The 15,465-nt window shown below is 42.1% G+C and carries 10 protein-coding genes, 6 pseudogenes and 1 riboswitch; of the genes and pseudogenes, 10 read left to right on the top strand and 6 right to left on the bottom strand.

Features of this window, described 5'->3' with window-relative positions; translation table 11 throughout:
- Positions 1 to 238 precede the first annotated feature (238 nt).
- The 3 genes and pseudogenes from ABKA15_RS08055 (at position 239) to ABKA15_RS08065 (ending at position 2,568) form a co-directional block, all read left to right on the top strand.
- Positions 239 to 1,281 (top strand): annotated as a pseudogene (locus ABKA15_RS08055) (bifunctional glycosyltransferase family 2/GtrA family protein).
- The gene (locus tag ABKA15_RS08060; RefSeq protein ID WP_192208568.1) at positions 1,278 to 2,183 is read left to right on the top strand and encodes a phosphodiester glycosidase family protein; all 906 of its coding nucleotides are present in this window, start codon (positions 1,278 to 1,280) and stop codon (positions 2,181 to 2,183) included. The pseudogene ABKA15_RS08055 and the gene ABKA15_RS08060 overlap by 4 nt, the downstream one beginning before the upstream one ends.
- Positions 2,158 to 2,568 carry a hypothetical protein gene (locus tag ABKA15_RS08065; protein ID WP_049513864.1) on the top strand — a complete coding sequence of 137 codons (411 nt, stop codon included), beginning with the start codon at positions 2,158 to 2,160 and terminating at the stop codon, positions 2,566 to 2,568. The genes ABKA15_RS08060 and ABKA15_RS08065 overlap by 26 nt, the downstream gene beginning before the upstream one ends.
- Before the next feature lie 234 nt (positions 2,569 to 2,802).
- Here ABKA15_RS08065 and ABKA15_RS08070 read toward each other — a convergent pair whose 3' ends face one another.
- The 6 genes and pseudogenes from ABKA15_RS08070 to metE all read right to left on the bottom strand — a co-directional run bounded on the left by ABKA15_RS08070 (position 2,803) and on the right by metE (position 9,971).
- Positions 2,803 to 3,408, bottom strand: coding sequence for a histidine phosphatase family protein (locus ABKA15_RS08070; protein WP_049513862.1), 606 nt, complete (start codon positions 3,406 to 3,408; stop codon positions 2,803 to 2,805).
- Positions 3,409 to 4,002 carry a histidine phosphatase family protein gene (locus ABKA15_RS08075; RefSeq protein ID WP_003030523.1) on the bottom strand — a complete coding sequence of 198 codons (594 nt, stop codon included), beginning with the start codon at positions 4,000 to 4,002 and terminating at the stop codon, positions 3,409 to 3,411. It abuts the gene before it with no gap.
- A gap of 11 nt (positions 4,003 to 4,013) precedes the next feature.
- Complete coding sequence (locus ABKA15_RS08080; RefSeq protein WP_350015341.1) at positions 4,014 to 4,853, bottom strand: Cof-type HAD-IIB family hydrolase; 840 nt, start codon at positions 4,851 to 4,853, stop codon at positions 4,014 to 4,016.
- A gap of 12 nt (positions 4,854 to 4,865) precedes the next feature.
- On the bottom strand, positions 4,866 to 6,335 hold the full coding sequence (locus ABKA15_RS08085) for a 6-phospho-beta-glucosidase (RefSeq protein WP_049513858.1): 1,470 nt from the start codon (positions 6,333 to 6,335) through the stop codon (positions 4,866 to 4,868).
- A 196-nt stretch (positions 6,336 to 6,531) separates the two neighbouring features.
- A pseudogene (gene metF, locus ABKA15_RS08090) lies at positions 6,532 to 7,384 on the bottom strand (methylenetetrahydrofolate reductase [NAD(P)H]).
- 338 nt (positions 7,385 to 7,722) lie between these two features.
- Positions 7,723 to 9,971, bottom strand: a pseudogene (gene metE / locus ABKA15_RS08095) (5-methyltetrahydropteroyltriglutamate--homocysteine S-methyltransferase).
- A 264-nt stretch (positions 9,972 to 10,235) separates the two neighbouring features.
- Positions 10,236 to 10,323, top strand: a riboswitch (TPP riboswitch).
- Positions 10,324 to 10,405: 82 nt separating this feature from the next.
- Here metE and ABKA15_RS08100 point away from each other — a divergent pair.
- From ABKA15_RS08100 to ABKA15_RS08130, 7 genes and pseudogenes are all read left to right on the top strand, one after another.
- Positions 10,406 to 10,966, top strand: a complete 561-nt coding sequence (locus ABKA15_RS08100) for an ECF transporter S component (RefSeq protein ID WP_049513853.1) — start codon at positions 10,406 to 10,408, stop codon at positions 10,964 to 10,966.
- A 1-nt stretch (position 10,967) separates the two neighbouring features.
- On the top strand, positions 10,968 to 12,302 hold the full coding sequence (locus ABKA15_RS08105; RefSeq protein ID WP_049513851.1) for an ABC transporter ATP-binding protein: 1,335 nt from the start codon (positions 10,968 to 10,970) through the stop codon (positions 12,300 to 12,302).
- Positions 12,299 to 12,952, top strand: coding sequence for an energy-coupling factor transporter transmembrane component T (locus tag ABKA15_RS08110; protein ID WP_049513849.1), 654 nt, complete (start codon positions 12,299 to 12,301; stop codon positions 12,950 to 12,952). The genes ABKA15_RS08105 and ABKA15_RS08110 overlap by 4 nt, the downstream gene beginning before the upstream one ends.
- A gap of 97 nt (positions 12,953 to 13,049) precedes the next feature.
- Positions 13,050 to 13,583: pseudogene (locus tag ABKA15_RS08115) on the top strand (GrpB family protein).
- A gap of 34 nt (positions 13,584 to 13,617) precedes the next feature.
- Complete coding sequence (locus ABKA15_RS08120; protein WP_049513847.1) at positions 13,618 to 14,256, top strand: class I SAM-dependent methyltransferase; 639 nt, start codon at positions 13,618 to 13,620, stop codon at positions 14,254 to 14,256.
- A 20-nt stretch (positions 14,257 to 14,276) separates the two neighbouring features.
- Positions 14,277 to 14,653 (top strand): annotated as a pseudogene (locus ABKA15_RS08125) (pyridoxamine 5'-phosphate oxidase family protein).
- A gap of 14 nt (positions 14,654 to 14,667) precedes the next feature.
- Positions 14,668 to 15,291, top strand: a pseudogene (locus tag ABKA15_RS08130) (Type 1 glutamine amidotransferase-like domain-containing protein).
- Positions 15,292 to 15,465: the final 174 nt, after the last annotated feature.

Genomic DNA, 15,465 nt, shown 5'->3' on the forward strand with positions numbered 1-15,465 from the left:
CCTAGACATTGCAAGGGGTAAGTGAGGTTTTCTCACGAATAACTATTATACTAAACATTCTGGTAAATAGCAAGAAAAATTCGATTTTTGTTTTTGTAAAAAGCACAGTTTTTCCCTATACTCCATTACCCATTCCACTTCAAAACCTTAAAAAAAGCTGATATCAGTTAGTTTTAAGCTATGCTCTATATACTGTTGTGTAAATTTTCTATCACTTTTCTAAGAAAGGAGTAAACACATGAACTATTTAGTCATTCCCGCATACAGACCTGACCTTCATCTTATTCATTTGTTGCAAAAGGTGAAGGAAAAGAGTTCGCTGCAAATCATCGTGGTAAATGACGGCAGTCCAGCTAACGATGATTCCATTTTTCGAGAAGCACAGAAATATGCTACTATTCTATGCCATACAACAAATCAAGGGAAAGGGCAAGCGCTGAAAACAGCTTTTTCTTATATTGATTCCTTAGGTCAATATGGAACAGTGGTCACAGCTGATGCAGACGGTCAACACAAACTTTGGGATATTTTCCGAGTGAGCAAAAAGGCTCAAGAAAACCCTAATCGGTTGATTTTGGGAACTCGATCTTTTTCTGGCAACGTTCCTTTACGTTCGGCTTTTGGAAATAAATTAACACGATTTCTGTTTAAGCAACAGACTGGTGTTTCCGTGACAGACACCCAAACAGGACTTCGCGGATTTACAACCAACATGATTCCATTTATGTTGAAGGTTGAAGGGCAGCGTTATGAATATGAAATGAATATGTTACTAGCTGCTTCCAAAGAATACCCTATCATTGAAGTTCCAATTGAGACGGTTTATATCAATGACAATCAAGCTTCTCACTTTAGACCGGTACGAGATGGGCTTATGATTTATAAAGATATGTTTAAATTTGCTCTTTCTTCAATTAGTAGTTTTTTGGTTGACTATATCGTCTATGCGCTAGCCCTTTTGGTGCTTGCTGCGGTACCAACTAGTCTCAAAATTTTACTGGCAAACGGAGTGGCTCGTGTCACGAGCTCGATTTTCAATTATTCCGCAAATAAAAAACTGGTCTTTAAAAATAAAGACAGTGTCGCCAAAACAGGGACTGGTTATTTCGGTTTAGCCTTGGGCCTGTTTATCCTTGACACCCTTTTGATTAGACTCTTTTATGCCATCTTCGGTCTCAATTTGCTGATTGTTAAAATCATTGTTGGAGCGTTGCTCTTTTGCCTATCTTGGCTCGTGCAAAAAAAATTATTTTCAAGGAAAGGACTCATACCTTATTATGAAATTATTTAAAAAATCCTATGCTTATGCCAGTCTCTTTGGTATTTTGCTAACAGGATCATTTACCTATTCAATGCTAAAAACCTTTGTCTTGTCAGAGTCTATTACAACTGTAAAATCTTCTTCAAGCTCGACAAGTACAACTGCTGCTGAAGCCACAACAAATGCCACAACGACTGATACGAGCTATAAAGACGATAATATTTCAGTAAAGATTACTACAAAAACCGTCAGCAACACGAAAGTATACATTGCAGATATTACGGTCAGCTCGCCTGAATATCTCAAAACCGCTCTAGCGCAAAATACTTATGGAAATAACGTGACTGCTAAGACTTCTGTCACAGCAGCCAATAACAACGCCATTCTTGCTATCAACGGAGACTACTACGGAGCCAACACGACTGGCTATGTCATCCGCAATGGTGTTGTCTATCGAAATACCGTTCGTGAAGATGCTAGTAATGGTGACTTAGCAATTTATAAAGATGGGAGCTTCGGAATTGTTTACGAAAATGATGTTTCTGCTGATGACTTGGTTAAAAAAGGTGTTGTAAACCTTCTCGCTTTTGGTCCAACTTTAGTTGAAAACGGTAAGATTGCTGTTTCAAGCAATTCGGAAGTGGGGCAATCCATGTCTTCCAATCCGCGTACAGCTATTGGAATGATTGACAAAAATCACTATATTATCGTTGTATCAGACGGTCGAACTTCAGAAAGCGCGGGACTTTCTCTCTATGAACTCGCAGAAGTTATGAAGTCTTACGGGGTGAAAACAGCTTATAACCTTGACGGAGGAGGATCGTCTACTCTTTACTTCAATGGTAAGGTCATCAATAAACCAACAACAAACGGAACAATTTCAGAAAGGGCGGTGAGTGACATTGTCTACATCGGTTACTAAAGCAAGCAAGAAACGGTTCAAAAAGACAGCCATTGTCTATGCCTTAATCACAATATTTTTCTTCATTTTTAGTCGTATTTACGAGCACTTCAGCTTTGGTGAGACTTCAGTTTATATGCATTATCTCTTTGGAGTGCCACTAATAGGAGGAGTGGTGCTTCTGATTTTCCAAAAAATGATTCCTAATCTTTCACGGCTCAGTCTCAATCTTTGGAATTCTGCGGTTGCAACCATTGCTACTGGTGTGCTCTTTCGTGGCATTGTCAACCTGTCTGGACGCTCCACCACAATGGACCTCCCCTACTGGTACGTAGGAGTAGGACTTGCTGGATTAGCCCTACTCTCCATGATCTTCACCAGAAGCGTGTGGGTGACAGAAGAATAGCTTTTATAATATTGCAGATCTCGAAAAATTCTTCGAGATTTTTCGTAAAATGCTTGAGCCCAGAATAGTTTACTAATGCAATCACCTACAGAAAAAGGAAATTTGAGAAATTACATATAAAAAGAAAGAAAATGATGGCCAAAACCATCATTTTCTTTCTTTTATTCAACTATTAAACAGCCACTCTATGCTATTTTCTCTATAAGAGAGCAAGCGATAATAAGTAAGTTGCCGTTACAAGTCATAGACCGTTTTAGCCAACGGGTCAATAACTTGTCGAAGCAGAAACTGGTCGTTTTCATAATGGTAATGGCAGATAACGCAGTTGCCAAAGCGCACCTTGGGATCCAGAGCTTGGGCTGCAATCTTGAGATAGAAGGCCCACATGGCACCACCGTGACTGACGACCAATGTTGGATTCTCAACAGCAGGCGTTTTTTTCATGACTTCTGTCAGAGAGGTCAGCATGCGTTCTCCTACTTGAGCCACGTCTTCACCCCCATAAGGCACGTATAAATCTTCAAAAGACACCGCACCAGCTCGAAACTTAGGCTGCAATCTTTCTGGCTGAGCTTCAAAAAGTCCAAAATTCCACTCTTTCACCCCCTTGAGACGGGTGTAATCTGTTCGACCAGTCACAATTTCCAAGGTATCAGAAGCCCTCTCTTGAGTGGAAGAGTAGATACCGCCAAATTCAATGCCATTTTTCTCGAAAAAAGCTCGCGCTTGCTTGGCTTGCTCTATACCTAAATCAGTCAGCGGTGAATCACACACTCCCTGCACCAAGCCCTCTTGATTGAAAAAAGTCTGTCCATGCCGCATCAAATATAAATCTTTCATTTACGCTTCCTCCCAGCCGCTAAAATCGTGACCAATCACTTCTTCTAGGTAAAATTGGTCATGTTCAAAAGTAAACTTCAAAATACCACAATTTGTCATGTGACCCAACTCATCCAGTTGCCAATTATCTTTCCAAGCACGAGCAAAATTAGCCATAGCACCACCGTGAGATACCATGAGAACAGACTTGCCTTTCGTTTCTTGCATGAGCTGTAGGATGGTTGCAGCCGTGCGCTCTCGAACTTGGTCTTGAGATTCGCCACCATAGGTCACAAAAAAATCTTCATATGGCAAAGGAGGATTGAGGTCTTCACTTTCTCCTTCAAAGGTTCCAAAATTCCATTCCTTGAGGCCTTTAACTCGCTGATAAGGAAGACTACCATTTGTAACAATTTCTAAAGTATCGCAAGCTCGCTCAGATGTTGAGCTGTAAGCCGCATCAAACGTAATTGCTGCATTTTTAAAATATTGCCTAGCCACCTGAGCCTGATACACTCCTAAGTCCGTTAAAGGGGCGTCACACCAGCCTTGAATCCGATGCCGCTTATTGAATAAAGTTTGCCCGTGTCGCATCAAATAAAGTGTTTTTGTCATAAAATATTCCTCTAAAGAAGTTCTAATTTTTCAAAGGCATTGTAGAGACCGTCCTCGGCCACATCATCTGTCACCATATCCGCCATGGCTAATATTTCTGGGTCGCCATTACCCATAGAAACCCCAATTTGACAATATTCCAACATCGGAATGTCAATCTTGGCATCTCCAAAAGTTGTATCTTCTTTTTTTGCCCCCAAATGCTCTAGCAGTACATCAATCGCATGTGCCTTCGTAATATCCTTAACTCCTAGATCGCCAAAGAGAGCTTCCTCTCCACGACCACCCCATGTACCAGCCTTGAGCTCTGGAAAAGCTTCCTTAGAGTCCAAGTGATCCTGATAAGAAGTGAGAATAAAGCTGATTTTATTCAGATCATCTCGGTAAAGCTCGCCACCAAAGACCATGCCGTGCATCACATCTTCAACCTCTTGATGTTCAACTTCCGCATCTGTTTTGCCTTTTTTCTTGGCATAAAGTTTCATGACCGGACGCGCTGCGTCACGAAAATGTTCACTAGCAAAGAGACCGTTGTTACTTTCTAAATAAAATTCCAATCCTCTCTCATGCAACCAGTCTACAACTCTCTTTTCCACTTCTAAAGGAATCAGCTGATGCATAATAACCTGGCCTTCATGCTCCACATAAGAACCATTTCCGCCAATCATACCGTCCAGACCAATATCCCAGATTTCCTGAGGCATTTCCGCCTTACTACGTCCCGTACAGACATAGATCAGATGCCCATTTCCCCGCGCCTGACGAATAGCCTGAACAGCGGATTCTGGAATGCGATTGTCATAATCCACCAAAGTTCCGTCTACATCTAAAAAGATAATTTTTCTGCTCATCTGTTGACCTTTCTATTCTTCTAAGGCTGCTGCCCCGTTTGTTTCAATCACTTTCTGGTACCAGAAGAAGGAATCCTTGCGGGAGCGGTCATAACTTCCATTTCCTTCATCATCTGCATCCACATAGATAAATCCATAGCGCTTGCTCATCTCAGAAGTGGAAGCAGAAACCAAGTCAATACAGCCCCAAGGCGTGTAACCCATAAGCTCCACTCCGTCCTCAATCGCTTCGTACATTTGCTTAATATGCGCCTTGAGATAATCGATTCGATAGTTGTCATGAATAGCACCATCTGCTTCTACCTTATCCAACGCTCCCAGACCATTTTCCACGATGAAAAGTGATACTTGATAGCGGTCATAGAGCTTATTAAGGGTAATACGCAGACCCACCGGATCAATTTGCCAACCCCAATCAGAGGCTTCTAGATAAGGATTTTTCTCTCCCATTGAGAAATTACCAGCAGTCTTTTCACCAGATGCTTCCTCTTGAGCGCGTACCACAGAGGACATATAATAACTAAAGGACATGAAATCAACTGGGTATTGTGCTAGAAGCTCCAAGTCACCATCTTCTATCTGCAATTCAATATCATTTTGTTTGAAAAAGCGTTGAGCATAACTTGGGTATTTCCCTCTGACTTGTACATCCGAGAAGAAAAGATTTTCATGATCTTTCTGAATCTCCTCCATGACATCCAAAGGATTGCAGGTAGCCGCATAAGCTTGCATACGAGCAAGCATCATACCCACTTTGAAGTCTGGGTTGATTTCTCGTGCTGCTTTAACTACTAAACTGCTAGCTACAAATTGATGATGTGCTGCTTGATACAAGTCTTGGAAATTTTGTTTCCCGTCTTCAAAAAGCAGTCCACCGCCAACATAGCCAGAAATGCCCATAATATTGATTTCATTAAATGTCAGCCAATATTTCACCTTATTTTTATAACATTCAAAAACTGTCCGCACATAGCGCTCAAAAAAGCCAATAACTCGGCGATCTTTCCAGCCACCATATTCTAACGCCAAATGAATCGGTGTCTCATAGTGTGACAACGTCACTAAAGGCTCAATGCCATATTTCAATAGTTCGTCAAAGACCGCATCGTAAAAAGCCAGCCCTTCTTCATTAGGCTCTGTGTCGTCTCCATTAGGGAAAATCCTACTCCAAGCGATAGAAAGGCGGAAAGTTTTAAAACCCATTTCCGCAAAAAGAGCAATATCTTCCTTGTAACGATGATAAAAGTCAGAGCCCCAGCGCTTAGGATAAAGGCCTTCCTTATCTTCCAAAGCCACCATTACCTTGGCCTTAGTCATCGGAGACGCAAAATATTCAAAACTCTGACGCTCCTCAGGCCGAACTGCCTTGGCCGTATCCGATGTAGCCGGACCACGCCCACCTAAATCCCAGCCACCTTCATATTGATTGGCAGCAGTCGCACCACCCCACAAAAAGCCCTTCGGAAACCTTTTTTCTGTCATTTCATTCACCTCGTTCTTTGATTACTTCTATTATACTCTTTTTTGAAACCCTTTTCTTGTATAATAGTCAAAAATAGTGATACTATTCTTTCATCACTTAACATTCCCTATCTATTAGAAAACCAAAAAGAGCGCATTTTCAGCACTCTTTTAAGGTTTCTAGCTCAACTGCAGAACAACAAAGGTCAGGACATCCTTACTTATCAAAAAATGTATGCGTCGCTTGATAAATTCGATGAGCAGTGTCGGAATTGTTCATCGTATATAAATGAACACCTGCCACATCTTGAGTGACTAAGTCAACAATTTGGTCAATCGCATAAGCTAATCCTGCTGCTCTGAGCGACTCTGGATCGTGTTCATATTTATCTAGAATAGAGCAAAATTTTCGTGGTAAATAAATGTTTTCACAGGTTCTGAGCAAACGTAGAACCTGATTACGGTTTAAAATCGGCATAATCCCCGCATAAATCGGAACCTCAATCCCTGCTAAGACACATTTATCTTGAAAATCATAAAAACTCTCATTATCAAAGAAAAGTTGTGTTAAAAGACTGGAACATCCGGCATCCACCTTCTTTTTGAGATTTTGGATATCTGAGATTTGATTGGGCGAGTCCGGATGCCCTTCTGGATAGCAAGCACCAATAATTTCAAAATGCGGTGCCTGTTCCTTAATATACAATCAAATCCGTCGCATAGGTAAAATCTTTCTTTGGCTCCATATTTGGGAAAATATCTCCTCGAAGCGCCAATACTTTATGCACACCTACTCTATCAAGGGCTTCTAACGTATCTGAGACCATCTCCTTGGTCAAATACACCGCAGGCAAATGAGCAATGGTCGGGATGTGCAGGTCATTGCGGATAAAGTCCGCCAGACGCACCGTTGTTTCTTCGATATTGAACTTATTATTACTCGCTGTTACACTGATGAAATGAGGTGCCAGATCCTGCATTTCCTTCAGGACCGCCATAATCTTTTCATTGCCTACTGCTGGATTGGGAGGAAATACTTCAAAAGAGAGAGACGGGCTTTGGATAAACATGTTTTACAATTCCTTTACTAATACTCAATGAAAATCAAAATTAGACGCGAAAGCGAGTCGGTCAAACTCTTTGGGAAAGAGTTTGAGGTTGCAGATAAAGCAAACCTAGTTTGCATCAAAAGCACTGGAGTTACATAAGAGAAAAGCTTCGCTTTCTTTATTTGCAACCTCTCACAGTCTCCCAGACAGTTTTTGACAGGAACTGCATTCCTTTTATCCGCAACTTTCAACAGTCTACTGGACTGTTGAAACTGGCAAAGTATCATGTTGATTTTCGAAGAGTATAAGACAGCAAGGGCAGGGTCAGGTCCGCCCTTCTGTCAGCTCTTATTTTTTGATTAAAGTTTTTCACGTGCTGCCTTGGCTGCCTCTACCAGGCGGACCAGGCTGGCCTTGGTTTCAGTAATACCACGCGTTTTCAGACCGCAGTCAGGATTGATCCAGAGCTTGCGGCTCGGCACCTTGGTCAGGATGGCTTCGATGGTGTAGTCGATTTCCCCTTCATTTGGTACACGAGGAGAGTGGATATCGTAAACTCCAGGTCCCACTTCTGTCTGGAAGTTCTTGGCCTTGAGCTCATCCAGGATTTCCAGGTTGGAGCGGCTGGCCTCAAAGGAGATAACATCCGCATCCATGTTGTCAATGGCCGGGATGATATCGGTAAACTCTGAGTAGCACATGTGGGTATGGATCTGCGTATCCGGTGCAACGGTAGAGTGGACCAGACGGAAGGCCGGAATAGCCCAGTCCAGATAGTCTTCATACCAGTCGCTGCGACGGAGCGGCAGCTTTTCACGCAGGGCAGCTTCATCGATTTGGATAATCTTAACGCCGGCAGCTTCCAGGTCCAGAACTTCATCCTTGATGGCCAGGGCAATCTGCAGGGTAGAGTCCTTGATGGAAATATCTTCCCGTGGGAAGGACCAGTTGAGGATAGTTACAGGTCCCGTCAGCATTCCCTTAACCGGCTTGTCAGTCCGGCTTTGAGCATAGCTGGACCATTTAACAGTAATCGGGTTGAGGCGGGTTACATCGCCCCAGATAATCGGCGGTTTCACCCCACGCATACCGTAGGACTGCACCCAACCGTTCTTGGAGAAGAGGTAGCCGGACAGGTTTTGACCGAAGTATTCTACCATGTCATTACGCTCAAATTCCCCGTGAACCAGAACATCAAAACCAACTTCTTCCTGCCACTTGATCCATTCGTCAATCTGCTCAGCCAGAAACTTGTCATAGTCTTCCTGGGACAGTTCTCCCTTGCGGAAGGTCAGGCGCTTGGCCCGAACTTCCTTGGTCTGAGGGAAGGAACCGATGGTTGTCGTCGGAAGGGCCGGCAGTTTGAAGGCTTCTTTCTGAATGGCTTCGCGTTCTGCGAAGGTCGGCAGACGAGTATAGTCTGCATCTGTCAATCCAGCGATACGAGTTGCCAATTCAGCATTTTTACCGACACGCTCTGTCGTAAAGAGTTCCTTATTGGCAGCCAGGGCTTCTGCTCCGCCACCATTGCGGATGGCATCTAGGTCTCGGAGCTCATTCAACTTCAGCCGCAAAGGCAAAGTGCTTGAGGGATGGCTTCTTCAAAGTCTTCATTGGCTGTGGTGAAAGGTATATGCAGGAGGGAGCAAGAGCTGGTCAGCACAAGCTTTTCAGCCGGAACCTGCTCCAAAACAGCCAGGCTCTTTTCATAATTATTGCACCAGATATTCTTACCGTTGACAATCCCGGCATAGAGGGTCTTGTCGGACGGGAAGCCGGACTTGACCAGCTCCAGGGTTTTCTTGCCTTCGACGAAGTCCAGACCGATAGCGTCTACCGGCAGTTCAATCAAATCAGAGTAGATATCCCGAACATCGCCGAAGTAGGTCTGAATCAGGACTTCCAGTCCCTTCTTGTCAGCCAGGATTTTCCTGTAGAGATCAAGGAAGAGGGCCTTCTCTTCGGCGGACAGGTCCTTGACCAGGCTTGGCTCATCCAGCTGGATGCGCTCAGCTCCTAGGTCGGCCAATTTGGCAAAGACTTCCTGATAGGCCTTGCCCAGGGCAGCCACAAACTGGGCAGCCTCTACCCCTTCTTCAAAGTCGGACAGCTGCAGAAGGGTAAAGGGACCTACCAGGACCGGACGGGTATCCAGGCCCAGTTCCTTGGCTTCTTGGTATTCGTCAAAAATCTTGTGGCCTGCAAGTTTTACTTGAGTTTCTTTTTCAAACTTTGGAACGATGTAATGGTAGTTGGTGTTAAACCATTTTTTCATGGGCAGGGCACGGACGTCCCCTTTTTCCCCTTGGTAGCCGCGGGCCAGGGAAAAATAACGCTCCAAATCAGACAGGTCCAAGCCCTGAACAGAGGACGGCACTACGTTAAAGAGGAAAGCAGCATCCAAAACGTTATCATAGTGAGAAAAATCGTTGGACGGCACTTCAGTAATCCCGTGCTCTTTGACGATATTCCAGTGCTTGGCGCGCAGGTCCTTGGCAGCAGCCAGGAGCTCTTGAGCTGAAATTTCATTCCTAAAGTATTTTTCAGTAGTGAATTTTAATTCGCGGAATTCTCCCAAACGCGGGAAGCCAATAATCGTAGTTGACATAGTCATCCTCCAAAATTTCTTGTTGACACTATCTTAACAGAAAATCTAAGCTCTGTATAATTGGAATTTTTGGACTTTTCTTATAGTTAAAAACTATAACGAGATTCCAAATATATATCAAACGTTGATTCCATCGCGTGTCGTTTAATATTTTATGATTTGATATAGTTTAAGGCTATGGTATCCGCATACATCAAAATTTTTGAAAATCCTTTGCTTGCTATTTTTGAAAATAGATGTTAGAATAGCAACATAATAAAAAGCAAAGAACATTTGGGGTGCTAAGGCTGAGATTATACCCATGGAACCTGATGCAATTAATGCTGCCGCAGGGAAATGTATAAGAAAGACCAAACCGTTCTAATCATTTATGTGATTAGATTTTATTTTGTCGTGCCAAAACTCCTCATCTGCTTTGTTAGAAGGAGTTTTTTATGTTTGAAAAATGGAGTTTACGAGATGTTATCCTCTTAGCTCTTTTAGCTATTCTTTTCGGTGGGATTTTTGTTGGTTCAGGTTTTCTTTACAACATTTTGACAGCTATTTTAGCACCAGCAGGTTTGGAGCCTTTCGCCAATGAAGTCTTGTTCGGACTTTGGTGCATGGCTGCTCCTATGTCGGCTATGCTCATTCGCAAAGCTGGTAGCGCCACGATTGGAGAAGTGCTTGCAGCCCTCACAGAGATACTATATGGCAGCCAATTTGGCATGAGCACGTTGATTTCTGGGCTCATTCAAGGTTTTGGTAGCGAGCTTGGGTTTGCTGCGACGCGATACAAACGCTACGACTGGCTAGCTCTGACTTATAGCGCCATTGGTACGACACTTTTGAGCTTTACCTATGAATATTTCAAAATTGGTTACTATGCTTTCAAACCCGGTTTTGTCTTAGCATTGCTTATTGTTCGCTTCTTCTCTGTATTCTTTTTCTGCGCCGTTCTAGTCAAAATTATTATGAATCTTTACGACAAGATTAACCAAGCTGCTGGTAAATAAGATGAAACTAACATTAGAGCACATTTATTTTAGAGATGTCTTTAAAGATTTAACCTTCGCTTTTGAAACAGGAAAAATGACGCTCTTGATTGGTGATACCGGTGCTGGCAAATCAACCCTTTTTCGGATTTTAACGAATTTCAACGAACTAGACTTCTCTGGAGAGGTCAAACTAGGTGATACACTACTATCTCATTTACCTATTCATAAACGAGTCACCTACCTCAGTATGATGTTTCAAAATCCAAGCCGTCAATTCACCATGCCAACTCTCTATGAAGAATTGATTTTTACGTTGGAAAATCTCCAGATACCTGCTGACCAGATTGATGGAAAAATCCAGCATGCGATTGCTCTTGGCAAAGTAGATCACTTGCTTCATCGGGACTTTCTGACCCTATCTGGTGGAGAAAAGCAACAAGTCTCTCTGGCGGTTCTGTTGGCTATGGACTCGCAGATTATTCTATTGGACGAGCCCTTTGCTTCTGTCGATCAAGAGGCACGCAAGCGCTTGATTCATCTGTTAGCGGATTTGACAAAAATGGGGAAGACTGTTATTTTATGTGACCATGATCGTAGCCTCTATGCTGACTGCGTTGACCACCTTGTTGAGTTAAAAAATGGCGAACTTTTTAAACGAGATGTAGCTCTCTTAAAAAAGGAACTCCCAAGCTATCAGCTGACATGTGAAAATACCAAGCGAAATCCTCTCTTACAATTGCGGCATGTTTCCTGTCAATTTGACTCAAAAATACTTTTTACGATTGAGGATTTTACTTTCCAGCAAGGTGTTACGACTCTCATCGGGTCTAACGGTGCCGGTAAATCAACTCTTTTTCGTGCCATTTTGCAATTGCAAAAGTACAAAGGCAATATGAGTTATCAGGGACGAAAAATTAAGAAGAACAAGCAATTGTATCGCCATATTACTGCCGTTGTTCAAGATGCTGAAAAGCAATTCATTCGGACGACACCCGCAGAGGAATTAAACCTTCCCTCTCTTTCCAGCGAAAACCAAGCAAAGGTACAAGAAGCCTTGGATTTATTTGGCTTAGGGGACAAAATGGATTCTAGTCTTTTCCACTTGAGCGGAGGGCAGAAAAAAATCATTCAATTATTGGCTATCTTGACCTTAGAAACTCCTGTCATACTCATGGATGAGCCCTTTACTGGTTTAGATAAAAAAGCCTGTGTTTTTTTTGCTAATTGGATCAGAGAAAAAGCTGCACAACAGAGCTTTATTATTATTTCTCATCGCTTAGAGCCCTTGGACGGCATTAGCGATTACTTGGTAGAGCTGACATCTCACGGACTGATAGAAAGGAGAGCGCTATGAAAAAAGAAGAAACAAATGTCCTAGCACTCTTGCTCCTTCTCATTGTATTGACGCTAGAAATTTCCTTTGTCCGCTCAACATGGCTCAACTGCGCTGTTGTCGTAGGGGCACTTATCTACCTTACTTACCTTAGGAAATGGTGGGGCATTCTCTGGGTGTTCCTTCTGCCGTTGCTTCCGGCATTGGCAAATTTCTGGGCTATCCAGCTTCACGGCGATAAAAGTCAAGCAAGCGTTCTGTTTACACGTTCCTTTGCTTTAGCGGCTCTGGGAATGACCTTTTTATACGGCGTCAATCTCAATCAACTCTTGCGCTACTGGCATCAGAAGGGATTTCCAAGTCACTTTACTTACGGACTGCTCGTTGTCTTAAATGCTATTCCAATTATTCAAAAAGAAATCCAAGCCGTTCGCGAAGCCAGTCTCTTGCGGGGTAAAACCTTACATTTCTGGTCGCCAATCTTTTATATCAAAGCTATTTTTATCGCCTTCAACTGGCGAGATTCTTATGTGGAAGCCATGTACGCCCACGGGTTTGATGAGACTGTCATGCGAAGCTATTACCGACATTTGGAAACACCAAAAAGCACCACCCCTGCTTGCTTCTTGATTTTCCTTTTTATCAATCTAACCCTTTTTATCCCAAGATAGAAAAATACCGTGCGAGTCCTCCCCACAGTCTAAATCACTCTTTCGAGTGATTTTTTGCTACAATAAGGGGGTGAGTTTTAAAAAGAGGTAAAAAATCATGAGGAAACCTTTATCAGAAATGACTTTGGAAGAACTCTGGCAGTTATTTCCCATTTTTCTTATCCAGCACAAAGAAGAGTGGAACCATTGGTATCAGGCGGAATAAAAACGGCTTTTGCAGCTGTTGCCAGGTAAAAGTATCAAAAGAATTTCTCATATTGGCAGCACGGCTATTTCTAACATCTGGGCTAAAGATATTGTTGATATGCTATTAGAAGTTTCTAAAGATTTAGATTTACAATATTGCAAAAGGCAGCTGCTAAATGCCGGATATTTGCTCATGTCTGAAGAGAAGAATCGGATATCTTTTAATAAGGGCTATACAGAAGCTGGCTTTACCAAAAAAGTTTTTCATCTCCACCTACATTATCAGGGAGATCATGATGAACTTTATTTTAGAGATTATTTAAGAGAGCATCCAAAAGTTGCTAAAAAATATGAAGCTTTAAAACTAGCTTTATGGCAAAAATATGAACTTCATCGTGATGCTTATACGGATGCTAAGACTGATTTCATTAAGAAGTATACGTAAAAAGCCAAAAAAATTATAAAGGAAGATATAAGTGATGATCATTTTAATCATTATTTTAGCAGCAGCTCTAGCCTTGCTTTGGGGATTACTTAACTATCTCGTTCGTCAATCAAAACATCCATCAGGTTTTGTAGGACAACTGATGATGAAAATATGGAATAAGGCTTATCTGCCTATGGCTAAGTGGAGTCTGTCTTTACTCCCTAACAGGTCTTATCAAACGATATTAGATATCGGTGTTGGTAATGGAGCCTCAACAGCTTATCTGCAGAGGCTTTTTCCAAATAGTCAAGTCAGAGGAATTGATATTTCAAAGGACGCTATCGCTCAGGCTCAGCAGCATTACGGACAAGATAGGCTTACTTTTGAAGTGATGGATGTAGGTCAGATGTCATATCCTGATCAAACCTTTGATCTCGTCTGTGCTTTTCAGACGCATTTTCATTGGCCGGATTTGAGACAATCTTTATTAGAAATCAAGCGTGTGCTGGCAGACGATGGACGGCTCATCATAGCTTGTGAGCAAAGTAAAATCAAGTATTATTTACCAAACTTAAAAGAAAGAGAAGACTTTGCCAACTATTTGGATAAAATAGGTTTGCAGCTGCAGGATTATCATAAGCAGGCTGGTTGGCTCTGCTATGTGATTGCAAAAAAGTATAACGGTCTATAAATAAGGAAAAGGAGAGTACAGTGTTTCCAGATAAATTTTTAGAAGTCTTAAAGCATGAGGGAGTTGTGTCGCTCGTTCTTGGGGGAGTGGAATAGAACCTCATATTACCAACACATGGAACAGCTATCTGCAAACCAAATCAGATGGTTCTTTGCTTATCCCAGCTGCGGGCATGACACACTTGGAGGCAGATCTGGCGCAAAATTCCAAGGTCATTGTAACCTTAGGAAGCAGAGACGTTGAAGGACGTAATAACTATCAAGGGACAGGCTTTAAATTTTATGCAGAGGCTAAACTCAAAGATTCTGGCTCAGATTTTGATGCCATGAAAGAGAAGTATTCCTTTATCCGCAAGGTCTTAATCTTGCATCCTAAGGAAATGAAACAGCTTTTATAAGAAAGGATTAGACTATGAAAACCTTATTCTTATGCTCGTATTTTGCAGGAGTGCAGCCTTTATTTGAAAAATTTGCAGAGTAGCATGAGTTGGAAAAGAAAGTTCTTTTTATTCCTACAGCTGGAAATGTAGCAGAATACACCGATTATATTGATGAAGGCAGGGCTGTTTTTGCTGATTTGCAATTTGACATTGTTCCTCTGGATATAGCAGAAGCGACAGAGGCTGTGGTGAGAGAAAAGATTACTCAAACGCCTTGCCTCCACATTTCAGGCGGCAATACCTTCTATCTTTTGCAGGAATTAAAGGGAAAAGAATTACTGTCTCTGATTCGCGAGCGTATGGATCAAGGAATGGTTTATATTGGTGAATCAGCTAGCGCTATCATTGCATCAAGCGATACTTACAGCCAGATAATAGATGATAAAAATCTAGCACTTGATTTGACGGATGATGCTGCCTTAGGTCTGGTTGATTTTTCTGTCCTGCCGCATTGGGGCGACTTTCCTTTTGAAGAAACGGCTAAACAAACGGCTGATGTTTACGATGGACAGTTAAAACTGCTTAAATTAACCAATCAGCAAGCTGTGCTAGTGAAAGGCGATAGGATTACAATAGTTAATAATCAGTCAGTTTAGGTGTTTTTTTGTCACGAATTTTGACAGACAAGCTTTATTTAGTATGAGAGTTAGGCAAAAGTCTGCTTTTTAAATTCACTCCTCAAAGCCATGTTTTGAAATTAGCCAATGCGTCATCAGTTTATTACACAGTATGATTAGAGGTTGGGACAAATTCCCAACCTCTATTTTCTT

Source organism: Streptococcus sp. KHUD_010 (genome assembly GCF_040207525.1).
GTDB lineage: Bacteria > Bacillota > Bacilli > Lactobacillales > Streptococcaceae > Streptococcus > Streptococcus hominis.

What these genes read in the sequence shown, in the direction of transcription:
- ABKA15_RS08110 (WP_049513849.1), top strand. Translation starts at nt 12,299, where the DNA reads ATGAAAAAAGAAGAAACAAATGTCCTAGCACTCTTGCTCCTTCTCATT.
- ABKA15_RS08070 (WP_049513862.1), bottom strand. Translation starts at nt 3,408, where the DNA reads ATGAAAGATTTATATTTGATGCGGCATGGACAGACTTTTTTCAATCAA.
- ABKA15_RS08105 (WP_049513851.1), top strand. Translation starts at nt 10,968, where the DNA reads ATGAAACTAACATTAGAGCACATTTATTTTAGAGATGTCTTTAAAGAT.
- ABKA15_RS08075 (WP_003030523.1), bottom strand. Translation starts at nt 4,002, where the DNA reads ATGACAAAAACACTTTATTTGATGCGACACGGGCAAACTTTATTCAAT.
- ABKA15_RS08080 (WP_350015341.1), bottom strand. Translation starts at nt 4,853, where the DNA reads ATGAGCAGAAAAATTATCTTTTTAGATGTAGACGGAACTTTGGTGGAT.
- ABKA15_RS08120 (WP_049513847.1), top strand. Translation starts at nt 13,618, where the DNA reads ATGATCATTTTAATCATTATTTTAGCAGCAGCTCTAGCCTTGCTTTGG.
- ABKA15_RS08085 (WP_049513858.1), bottom strand. Translation starts at nt 6,335, where the DNA reads ATGACAGAAAAAAGGTTTCCGAAGGGCTTTTTGTGGGGTGGTGCGACT.
- ABKA15_RS08100 (WP_049513853.1), top strand. Translation starts at nt 10,406, where the DNA reads ATGTTTGAAAAATGGAGTTTACGAGATGTTATCCTCTTAGCTCTTTTA.
- ABKA15_RS08060 (WP_192208568.1), top strand. Translation starts at nt 1,278, where the DNA reads ATGAAATTATTTAAAAAATCCTATGCTTATGCCAGTCTCTTTGGTATT.